We start from the raw sequence: 10,982 nt of genomic DNA, 5'->3' as shown, positions 1-10,982 counted from the left end.
AGGCACCGAACGAAAGGGGCAAGAGCCCTTGGTTACTTGGGGCTCTTCCAAGTGACTCGCCGTAAGGGCGAAACCAATATCCGCCATCACCCAAATAATGGATATACCCTCCACCACCCATAAAAAAATCTCACGCGTGAGCTATTGAGCCCAGCGAAAATTGCCTGTAGTGTTTCTCACGCGTGAGTTTTTCACAACGAGGTCAGCACCATGAACAGCAGCTCTCCATCAGATCCGCCTTCCGGGTCTGTGAACGATTCAGCAAGCCGCAAGGGAGAGCGCTCGAAACCGTCCGCGAAAAAACCGTCGAGCTTCTACATGAAGCAGATGCGCGCGGGCCTGGGTGCCGCCGGTTATGTAAAACACGAGACTTGGGTGCTTCCCGAAAACCGAAGCCTGCTCAAGCAGATGGAGAAACAGCTACGCCAACCGATCCTGGCTGGCTCATTCATGTCGGAGAATTACATGAGCGCAGGTAACAACTGGAACATCGATCGCCTCTACAGCGCCCTTCAAGCCCTGGACGAAGTGGTCTCGAACGACATCACCCTCTCCCTCGTCCAAGGCTCCGAATCCAGCATCAAGCTGGAAATGAACGACTTCGGTGGCTTGCCGATTTACATCGCGGTTGTGGGCGACCAGATCATCGTCGATACCGTGCTGGTCGACGTCGAGTCGATCAAGGACGTGCCGGCCTTCAATGATGCCGTGCTGCGCAGCCGGGAAATGTTCCCGCTGTCGTCGATCGGCATCGAGTCCATGCCCAACGGGCAGGTCGTTTACAACATGTTTGGCGCGCTCAGCTCCGACTCGAGCCTGACCAACGTCGTGACCGAGGTCAAAACCCTCGTCGACAACGTGCAGCGCGCCAGCGAAGCCTTCGAACGTTTTTTCAATTAATTATTCGGGAATCAGGGAAAATCCAATGACTCAGTCCATCTGGAGCAAATTGTTCACCGCACTGCGTGGCGGTGCCAATGAAGTCGGCGAATCGATCGTCGACCAACAGGCCCTGCGCATCCTCGACCAGGAAATCCGCGATGCCGACAGCGCGCTGGCCAACGCCAAGCGTGAGCTGGTCACCATCATGGCCAAGCACAAACTGTCCGCTGATCGCGTCAGCGAGTACAACGCCAAGATCAAGGACCTGGAATCCAAGGCGCTGGCCGCCATTCAGGCCAACCGCGAAGACCTGGCACTGGAAGTGGCCGAAGCCATTTCGACCCTGACCAACGAGCTGGATGTCGAGCAGAAGCAGGCCACCGAATTCGGCGGTTATGCGGACAACATGCGCAAAGACATCACCAAGGCTGAAAGCCGCATCAAGAGCCTGCGCCAGCAAGTGGACATGGCCAAGGCCCGTGAAAGCGTACAGAAAGCCCAGGTCAGTGCGTCCATCGCCAGCGGCGGCGCCAACGGCAAACTGGAAACCGCAGTCGGCACGCTGAACCGCTTGCAAGCCAAGCAGCAGCAACGCGCCGCTGAACTGGAAGCCCAGGACCAACTGGCCGATGCATCGACTGGCACTGACCTGGAGCGCAAACTGCGCGAAGCCGGCATCACGCCGGACGCGGGCAGCGCCAACGCGATCCTGGAGCGCCTGAAGCAGAAATCGGCTGAGTAACCCACCCAGTCGCAGATGCATAACCTGTGGGAGCTAGCCTGCTAGCGATTACGGTTTGTCAGGCGACATTAATATTGACTGACACTCCCTCTTCGCGAGCAGGCTCGCTCCCACATTGGATATGCGTTTCAGTTTTTCGTTGAATCGAGGTCAAGGATGGATGCCCTGAAGGGTTTCAAGACAATCGCCAGCCTCGCCATTTTCATGGTGGCGCTGCAACTGCTCAACGTCGCGACCGGCTACAGCCTTGTGGCATTCGGCCTGGTGCCGAGAACGGCCCACGGACTGGTCGGCATCATCACCTCGCCTTTTTTACACGCGTCCTTTGCGCACCTCAGCGCCAACCTGATTCCCTTCCTGATTCTGGGCACCCTGGTCATTGTCGACGGGCTCAACCGGTTCCTGGCCGTCAGCGCGATCATCATTCTGCTGGGCGGCGCGCTGGTCTGGCTGTTCGGATTTTCCGGCGTGCACATTGGCGCCAGCGGCTGGGTATTCGGGCTGTGGGCCTACCTCCTGTCCCGCGCCTGGTTTCACCGCAGTTGGGGCAACCTGATCACGGCCAGCGTCGTGGCGCTGCTCTATGGCGGCCTGGTCTTTGGCTTCCTTCCGCGTCAGGGTGTGTCCTTCGAAGGACATCTCTTTGGGGCGCTCGCCGGATTTATTGCAGCCAAGGTACTTTTCTCTGCGCCGCGCAGCAGGTTTAATGCCGCCGGTTAACCGCACTTGAGCATTCAGACGCCGAGGCGATAACGTCGCCAGGAATGAGTACCCACGGAGTCAGGGACGAAATGTCGATTTTCCTTTTATTGCGCATGTATGCCTCGTCCCTCTTCCACCGATTCGGTTGGGCGGGACTGGTCATCGCCTTGGCCGTGCACCTGACCACGGCGTATCTGGGCCTGGTGTTGCTGGGCGAACAGCACCTCACCGCCCCCGCCACGTTTACCTACTTCTATCTCACTACCACGCTTACCGTAGGCTATGGCGATCTCGCGCCACAGACATCGGCGGGGCGCATTTTCGTGGCCACCTGGGTCATGCTCGGCGGCATTGCGCTGCTGACGGCAGCCATCGGCAAAACCACCAGCAGCGTTATCGATGTATGGAGAAAAAGCATGAAGGGCAAAGGTGACTACACCGGCAATGTCGGGCATACGGTGCTCATCGGCTGGGAAGGTGCGTCCAGCGAACGGGTCGTTGAGTTGTTGCTTCAGGATGAAACCTCCAACGACAACCTGATCGTCATTTGCGATTGCACCCTTGAAGAAAACCCCATGCCCGGCCAGGCGTCCTTCATCAAGGGCGAAAGCCTGTCCTCGGTGGCGCTGCTACTGCGCGCTGGCGTTCCCGGTGCCGAACGCGTTCTGGTGCGAACCCATTCAGACGACCTGACCCTGGCCACCGTGCTGGCGGTCAATCAACTGAAGCCTGTCGGGCATGTGGTCGCCCACTTCAATGACAGTGAAATCGCCTCGCTCGCCAGCGCCTACGCCCCCAGCCTGGAATGCACATCAAGCATGGCCATCGAGATGCTTGTGCGCGCGTCCCAGGACCCCGGCTCGTCCGTGGTCATCAACGAATTGCTGTGCGTGGGCCAGGGCGCGACCCAATACCTGATGAAACTGCCCGAGACGTTTAACGCGACCTTCGGCGATCTGTACACGCAGATGAAAGAACGTCACAACGCCACCCTCATCGGCTACCGCGCCAAGGGCGCCCGACAACCATCGATCAACCCGCCTGGCGCCACACGCGTCGAGGGCGGCGAGCTCTTCTACATCGCCTCCACTCGCCTCAAGGAAATCTCCAATGGGATGGTTTAAACAGTTGTTGGGGCTTGAGGCCCCGAACGCGAATTCAGAATCGAAATGGACCGCCAGCGAAACCCAACCGGCCGCCGGCCCGCTGGGTCTGGCGCTGGGCAAAGGCGTGATGTTCGACAGCACGCTGCAATTGTTGCTCGACGAAAAAACCGCCGTGGCCATCCCCGGCTCGCAGCAGATCTGGAGCAACGGCACCATTGACCTCGGGCAGTCGACCTGGCTGTCGCGCTACTACATGAACGACGAAGACTACTGGCTGCAAGTGCACACCACCGGCGACATCGCCGGCCAGGTCGAGTCGGTGATCCTGTTCAACTACCTCAGCTACATCACCATCAGCAGCGAAGCGGAGCTGCGCCGTCTGGCCGGCCCGAACAGCCTGATCGGGCTGCCGACCTACACCCACAACGGCGTCGAATACACCCGCGAATGGGGCACCGAGAATGGCCAGACTGAACTGGTGGCGTTGAGCGAACAGCTGAAAAACCCGGATGAGTCCTACAGCGTCGAGCACCGTTCGATGTTATACGCCCGCGAAACCGGCCTGACCGACCGCCGTGAATTCCTGCTGTTTTCTGTCGAAGAAGACGCCGAAGGCACGATCAGCTTGAGCACTTCGCTGGGCATTTCGCTGTACACCACCGACCTGAACACTTTTTAAAAAGGAAGAAACCCCATGCTAGAAGCGCTCTCCGTCTCCCTGAACAAAGCCGCCGTGCTCGGGTTTGTTGCGTACATCCTCGGCGCCGCCGTGCTGTTCGCGCTGTTCCAGTTCATCTACACCCGCATCACCCCGCACAAGGAATTCGAGCTGATCCGTTCGGGCAACGTCGCGGCTGCAATCGCCCTGGGCGGTGCGGTCATCGGTTTCGCGATTCCGGCCAGCAACGTGATCGCCTACTCGGTCAGCCTCCTCGACTTCGTGGTCTGGGCAGTCATCGCCGCGTTCGTGCAATTGTTGGCGTTCCTGATGACCAGCCTGGTGCTCAAGGGCACCTCCGAGCGCATCAAGAAAGGTGAAATCGCCGCCGGTATCTACGTGGCAGCCGTGGCCATCAGCGTCGGCATGTTGAACGCCGCCTGCATGACCCCTTCCTCGAACTGATCGCGCACGGAGCTCCCGATGAAACGAAGCAAGTACGTTCAGCTGTCGCTGGCAGCCTCGGTCGCGATGGCGATTTCGGGCTGCGGGCCGACGGAAAAAACCTACTCGATGCAGAAAAAGTACAACTTCCAGTCCGTGCAGCAATGCGCCGATGAAAAACTTCCGGTGGACGTCTGCTCGGACGCCTTCATGACCGCCATGGCCGAACATCGACGCATTGCACCGGTGTACGACAACCAGGCCGATTGCGAAGCCGACTTCGTCGCCGACTGGTGCCAGCAGGACTCCGCCGGCAAGTTCATCCCCAAACTCGGCGGCTTCGAGCTGACCGCCAATGGCGAGGTGACGCAATCCCAGGTGGACGCCGCCAAAGCGCAACTGCCTGCCTCGGAAGCGAACAGTGGCGGTTCGGGGTTCTCCGGCACCAGCCTGCTGACTGGTCTGCTGATCGGCAACATGCTGAGCAACAACCGCAACAGCTACTATTCCGAGCCGGTGTACCGCTACCGCGATGACCGTGGCAGCTATTCGTCTTCGACACTCGGCCAGCGGATTTCGAAAGGTTCGACCTTTACCAAATCCAATCAGGCGCGATACGGCAGCAGCAACTACGCCGACTCAATTCGTTCCGCCAGCAAACCGGTGTCCGTTGCCTCGTCCACTTCCCGTGGTGGCTTCGGCAGCAAAGCCAGTGCGCGCAGCGGCTGGGGTGGCGGCGGGTCGAGCAGTTAAGGAAACAGGGCCATGAAGAAAATCCTCTGCGCAGAGCGTCATGACTGGAAACAGACCGCTGAAAGCCTCGGCTTTCTGTTCCACACCATCGACGACGAACCCTATTGGGACGAGAGCGCGTACTACCAGTTCACGCTCAAACAGATCGAGAACGATCTCGAAGACCCGACCACCGAGATCCATGAGATGTGCATGGACCTGGTGGCTCGCGTGGTGCAGAGCGAGGAGTTGCTGGAACGCCTGAGCATTCCGGCACCGTTCTACGACCTGGTTCGTACGTCATGGCTCGAAGGTCATCCGCATCTGTACGGGCGCATGGACTTTTCCTACAACGGCAACGGCCCGGCCAAGCTGCTGGAGCTCAACTACGACACGCCGACCAGCCTCTACGAAGCGGCGGCGTTCCAGTGGGGCTGGCTGGAGCAGTGCATTGAGCGCGGTTTGTTGCCCAAGAACGCCGACCAGTTCAACAGCATCGACACCAAGCTGCATCAGGCCTTTGCTCAACTGCAGATCACGCAGCCCTTCTATTTCGCTTCGATGAAAGACTCGGTCGAGGACAAGGGCACCACCGATTACCTGCGGCTGGTTGCGGAAAAAGTCGGCATCGAATCCCGCCACATCGACATCGAAGACATTGGCCTCACCAGTGACGGACGTTTCGTCGATCTTGAAGATCGCTGGATTCCTCACCTGTTCAAACTGCACGCCTGGGAGTTCATCTTCCACGAGCCCTTTGGTGCAGCGATTGCCCAGAGCGATACGCAGTTTTTCGAACCAGCCTGGAAATCCATCATTTCCAACAAAGGCATCCTGCCGCTGCTGTGGGAATTCAACAAAGGCCATCCGAACCTGCTCGCCGCCCACCTGGATACCGCCCCGAACAAAGCGGTGCCCAAGGGTTGGGTGCGCAAGCCATTCTTCTCGCGGGAAGGCGCCAACATCGAGCTGCAAACAGCGGATGGTCTGATCGTGAAAGAGGATGGGCCCTACACGGACGCGCCGTTTATCCTTCAGGAGTTCGCGCCGCTGCCGAAGTTTGGCGATAGCTACACGCTGATCGGTTCCTGGGTGATCGGCGATCAAGCGGCGGGCATCGGGGTGCGCGAGGACAACAGCCTGATTACCAAGGATTCCAGCCGATTCTTGCCGCACCTGATACTCGACTGAACATTTACCGTCAGTGAAAAAGCCCGTTGCCATGCATCGGGCGTCGGGGTGAAACAGGTGTAAACCCGATCAGGGACCCGACAACCACAAGACTTACCGCTGAAAAGCCGGATAATGGCGGCCAAATCGTCTAGCCCGTTATTCTGGTACCCCCCCATGGAAATCAAGGTCAACTTTCTCGACAACCTTCGGCTTGAAGCCAAGTTCGACGACTTCACGGTGGTGGCCGACCAACCAATCCGCTACAAGGGCGATGGCTCGGCACCCGGTCCGTTCGACTACTTCCTGGCTTCGTCGGCGTTGTGTGCGGCGTATTTCGTGAAGTTGTACTGCAGCACACGCAATATCCCCACGGATAACATCCGCCTATCGCAGAACAACATTGTTGACCCGGAAAACCGCTACAACCAGATTTTCAAGATCCAGGTCGAGTTGCCGGCGGACATCTCCGACAAGGACCGCCAGGGCATCCTGCGTTCCATCGACCGTTGCACCGTGAAAAAAGTGGTGCAGGCCGGGCCTGAGTTTGTGATCGAAGAAGTGGAAAACCTCGACGCCGATGCCCAGGCGTTGCTGATGCCTGCCTCCACTTCAGACGCCAGCACTTACATTGCCGGCAAGGACCTGCCGCTGGAGCAGACCATCGCCAACATGTCGGCCATCCTGGCGGACCTGGGCATGAAGATCGAAATCGCCTCGTGGCGCAATATCGTGCCCAATGTGTGGTCGCTGCATATCCGCGATGCGCACTCGCCGATGTGCTTCACCAACGGCAAGGGTGCGACCAAGGAAGGCGCACTGGCGTCGGCGTTGGGCGAGTTTATCGAGCGGCTCAACTGCAACTTCTTCTACAACGACCAGTTCTGGGGCGAAGACATCGCCAACGCGGAATTTGTGCATTATCCGGACGAGCGCTGGTTCAAGCCTGGCCGCAAAGACGCGCTGCCGACCGAGATTCTCGACGAGTACTGCCTGAAGATTTACAACCGCGACGGCGAGCTGCGCGGCTCCCATCTGATCGACACCAACTCGGGCAATGAAGAGCGCGGTATCTGCTCGCTGCCGTACGTGCGCCAGTCGGACGGTGAGGTGGTGTATTTCCCGTCCAACCTGATTGAAAACCTGTACCTGAGCAACGGCATGAGTGCCGGCAACACGCTGGCCGAAGCGCAGGTGCAGTGCCTGTCGGAGATCTTCGAGCGCGCGGTAAAACGCGAAATCATCGAAGGTGAATTTGCACTGCCGGATGTGCCGGCCCACGTGCTGGCAAAGTACCCAGGGATCCTCGCCGGTATTCAGGCGCTGGAAGAACAGGGTTTCCCGGTGTTGGTGAAGGATGCGTCCCTGGGCGGTGAATTCCCGGTGATGTGCGTTACGTTGATGAACCCGCGTACCGGCGGTGTGTTCGCCTCGTTCGGCGCGCACCCAAGCCTTGAAGTGGCACTGGAACGCAGCCTCACCGAATTGCTGCAAGGCCGCAGCTTCGAAGGCCTCAACGACCTGCCCCAGCCGACGTTTGAAGGTCATGCGGTGACCGAGCCGAACAACTTCGTCGAGCACTTCATCGACTCGAGCGGCGTTGTGTCGTGGCGCTTCTTCAGTTCGAAGTCGGATTACGAATTCGTGGAGTGGGACTTCTCCGGCCAGGGTGAAAACTCGAATACCGAGGAAGCCGCGACCTTGTTCGGCATTCTCGAAGGCATGGGCAAGGAAGTGTACATGGCGGTCTACGAGCATATCGGCGCGACGGCCTGCCGCATCCTGGTGCCGGACTATTCGGAAATTTATCCGGTAGACGATCTGATCTGGGATAACACCAACAAAGCGCTGTTCTTCCGCGAAGACATCCTGAACCTGCATCGCCTGGACGAAGACGAACTGCGAGCGCTGGTCGAGCGTCTGGTGGAAAGTGAGCTGGACGACTACACCGACATCACCAGCTTGATCGGCATCGAATTTGACGACAATACCGCTTGGGGTCAGTTGACGATCCTGGAGTTGAAGCTGCTGATTTATCTCGCCCTGCAACAATTTGAAGAGGCGAAAGAGGCGGTGGAAATGTTCCTGCAGTACAACGACAACACGGTTGAGCGCGGCTTGTTCTACCAGGCCGTCAATGTGGTGCTGGAGATGAAACTGGACGAAGACCTGGAACTGGAAGACTACGAGGCCAATTTCCGCCGGATGTTTGGCAGCGAGCGGACGGACGCAGCAATCGGCTCGGTGGACGGGACCGTACGCTTCCATGGCTTGACGCCGACCAGCATGAAACTGGAAGGGCTCGACAGGCATCTGCGCCTGATCGACAGCTACAAAAAACTGCACACGGCGCGGGCCGCCGTCACCACATCATCCCGCTGAGCGCAAACCTGTAGGAGCCGGCTTGCTGGCGATGAACGATTACGCGGTTTACCTGGTTAACCGCGGTGCTTGAATCGCCAGCAAGCCGGCTCCTACAAATAGTGCGCAAAAGAAAACCCCCGACCAGTCCAGAGGACCGATCGGGGGTTTCGAGGCTAAACCTTACAAAGGCCTAAGCCATATCCTAGAACGGGATATCGTCATCAAAGCTGTCGAAATCCGGAGCCGGCTGAGGAGCGGCCTGCTGTGGAGCCGGACGCGACTGTTGCGGTGCCGACTGCTGTGGACGCGGCGCCTGCTGCTGGCGTGGAGCCGGAGCGGACTGCTGGTAGTTGTTGCCCCCGCCTTGCTGGTCGCCCTGCTGTGGACGGCCGCCCAGCAGTTGCATGGTGCCTTGCATGTCGACCACGATTTCAGTGGTGTAACGCTTGATACCGTCTTTTTCCCACTCGCGGGTCTGCAGCTTGCCTTCGATGTAGACCTGCGAACCTTTACGCAGGTATTCGCCGGCGATTTCCGCCACTTTGCCGAACATCGACACACGGTGCCATTCGGTCTTCTCGACCTTCTGACCGGTCTGCTTGTCGGTCCACTGTTCGCTGGTCGCCAGACTCAGGTTGGTCACGGCGTTACCGTTAGGCAAGTAGCGAACTTCGGGATCCTGGCCGCAAGTGCCGACCAATATGACTTTGTTAACCCCACGGGCCATAACGTTCTCCTAGGCTACGCACGCTGCCTCGGGCGGGTTGTTCACCAGGCGCTCGAGGGTAGTGCGATCCAATAGTTCTGTGTCCAATTTGATGTAAATCGCTGCTTCATCAGCAACGATTACCGCATCTGTTACCCCTACGACGGCCTTCAGGCGCTCAACCAGACCCGCTTCGCGGATCGCCTCGGGCGACAACGGCAAGCGCAGGCTCGTGACATAAGGTGGTTCGCGCATGGTAACAGCAAAGGCCAGCCAGAGGGCAGCCAGGCCGGCGCATCCGAGGAAGACAACCGACAGACCGCCATGCTGGAACATCCAGCCGCCGAGGATCCCGCCCAGTGCCGATCCGAGGAACTGACTGGTGGAATAAACCCCCATCGCCGTGCCCTTGCCGCCCGCCGGTGAAACCTTGCTGATCAGCGATGGCAACGAAGCTTCCAGCAAGTTGAACGCGGTAAAGAACACCACCGTCCCGATCACCAGGGCCCGCAAGCTATCGCCGAACTGCCAGAAGAATAGCTCAGTGAGCATCAGCGTCAGCACTGCGCCCAATAAAACTCGTTTCATTTTGCGTTTCTTCTCGCCGTAGATAATGAACGGGATCATGGCGAAGAAGGAAATCAGCAGCGCGGTCAGGTAGACCCACCAGTGCTGCTCTTTGGGCAGCCCGGCTTTTTCGACCAGGGCCAGCGGCAATGCAACGAAGCTCGACATCAACATCGCGTGCAACACAAAAATACCCAGGTCCAGGCGCAGCAGGTCCGGGTGCTTGAGCGTCGGCATCAGTGCCTGGCGCGCGACGCCGGATTCACGGTGCTGCAACGGCCCGGTGGAGCGCGGCACCATGAACATCACGATCACGATACCCACCAGCGCCATGCCACCGGTGGCGAGGAACAACCCGGACAGCCCAAAGGCACGAGTCAGCAAAGGCCCTACCACCATGGCGACCGCGAACGACAGACCAATCGTCATGCCGATCATGGCCATGGCTTTGGTCCGATGCTGTTCGCGGGTCAGGTCTGACAGCAACGCCATCACTGCTGCGGAAATCGCCCCGGCGCCTTGCAGGATTCGTCCGGCGATAACGCCCCAGATCGAATCAGCGTTGGCCGCCAGCAAACTGCCGAGGGCGAACACGATCAGCCCCAGGTAAATCACCGGGCGGCGCCCGATGCGGTCGGAAATGAAGCCGAACGGAATCTGAAAAATCGCCTGGGTCAGGCCGTAAGCGCCAATCGCCAGCCCGATGAGGGCCGGGGTCGCTCCTGCCAGATCCATCCCATAGGTCGCCAGTACCGGCAACACCATGAACATGCCAAGCATACGGAACGCGAACACGAGGGCCAGACCGCTTGCTGCGCGGGTCTCACTGCCACTCATGCGTTCGCTGTGGGGATCGTGCATGGAAAAACCTCATGTGAACCGGCGGCGATTCTACCAGTCCCATCGATT

General features: G+C 59.0%; 11 protein-coding genes. 9 read left to right on the top strand and 2 right to left on the bottom strand.

The features are described from left to right. The first annotated feature begins 318 nt into the window (after positions 1-318). From ACM6IO_RS17445 to ACM6IO_RS17405, 9 genes are all read left to right on the top strand, one after another. Complete coding sequence (locus tag ACM6IO_RS17445) at positions 319-900, top strand: YjfI family protein (RefSeq protein ID WP_085988408.1); 582 nt, start codon at positions 319-321, stop codon at positions 898-900. A 25-nt stretch (positions 901-925) separates the two neighbouring features. Continuing rightward, on the top strand, positions 926-1,624 hold the full coding sequence (locus ACM6IO_RS17440) for a PspA/IM30 family protein (RefSeq protein WP_008041320.1): 699 nt from the start codon (positions 926-928) through the stop codon (positions 1,622-1,624). Positions 1,625-1,780: 156 nt separating this feature from the next. Next, positions 1,781-2,344 carry a rhomboid family intramembrane serine protease gene (locus ACM6IO_RS17435; protein WP_008041319.1) on the top strand — a complete coding sequence of 188 codons (564 nt, stop codon included), beginning with the start codon at positions 1,781-1,783 and terminating at the stop codon, positions 2,342-2,344. A gap of 71 nt (positions 2,345-2,415) precedes the next feature. Further along, complete coding sequence (locus ACM6IO_RS17430) at positions 2,416-3,450, top strand: ion channel (protein ID WP_192420654.1); 1,035 nt, start codon at positions 2,416-2,418, stop codon at positions 3,448-3,450. Continuing rightward, positions 3,437-4,111, top strand: coding sequence for a DUF2491 family protein (locus ACM6IO_RS17425; RefSeq protein WP_192228086.1), 675 nt, complete (start codon positions 3,437-3,439; stop codon positions 4,109-4,111). Before ACM6IO_RS17430 ends, ACM6IO_RS17425 begins: the two co-directional genes overlap by 14 nt. Positions 4,112-4,126: 15 nt before the next feature. Next, positions 4,127-4,555, top strand: coding sequence for a DUF350 domain-containing protein (locus tag ACM6IO_RS17420; RefSeq protein ID WP_008030949.1), 429 nt, complete (start codon positions 4,127-4,129; stop codon positions 4,553-4,555). Positions 4,556-4,573: 18 nt separating this feature from the next. Next, positions 4,574-5,287, top strand: coding sequence for a DUF1190 domain-containing protein (locus ACM6IO_RS17415; RefSeq protein WP_192228087.1), 714 nt, complete (start codon positions 4,574-4,576; stop codon positions 5,285-5,287). Between the two features lie 12 nt (positions 5,288-5,299). Further along, entirely contained in the window at positions 5,300-6,457 is a 1,158-nt protein-coding gene (locus ACM6IO_RS17410; protein ID WP_414911917.1) for a glutathionylspermidine synthase family protein, read from the top strand. Between the two features lie 156 nt (positions 6,458-6,613). Beyond that, positions 6,614-8,818 (top strand): OsmC domain/YcaO domain-containing protein, encoded by a 2,205-nt coding sequence (locus tag ACM6IO_RS17405; protein WP_414911916.1) that lies wholly within the window; start codon positions 6,614-6,616, stop codon positions 8,816-8,818. 184 nt (positions 8,819-9,002) lie between these two features. Here the strand turns inward: ACM6IO_RS17405 and ACM6IO_RS17400 are convergent, their stop codons facing one another. Further along, the gene (locus ACM6IO_RS17400) at positions 9,003-9,527 is read right to left on the bottom strand and encodes a single-stranded DNA-binding protein (protein ID WP_008041307.1); all 525 of its coding nucleotides are present in this window, start codon (positions 9,525-9,527) and stop codon (positions 9,003-9,005) included. A 9-nt stretch (positions 9,528-9,536) separates the two neighbouring features. Further along, the gene (locus ACM6IO_RS17395) at positions 9,537-10,934 is read right to left on the bottom strand and encodes an MFS transporter (protein ID WP_414911915.1); all 1,398 of its coding nucleotides are present in this window, start codon (positions 10,932-10,934) and stop codon (positions 9,537-9,539) included. Positions 10,935-10,982: the final 48 nt, after the last annotated feature.

Origin of the sequence: Pseudomonas sp. IT-P44, assembly GCF_949768225.1 — a bacterium.
GTDB lineage: Bacteria > Pseudomonadota > Gammaproteobacteria > Pseudomonadales > Pseudomonadaceae > Aquipseudomonas > Aquipseudomonas migulae.
The sequence above is the reverse complement of the archived record's forward strand: the minus strand, read 5'-3'. Positions and strand labels throughout refer to the sequence as shown.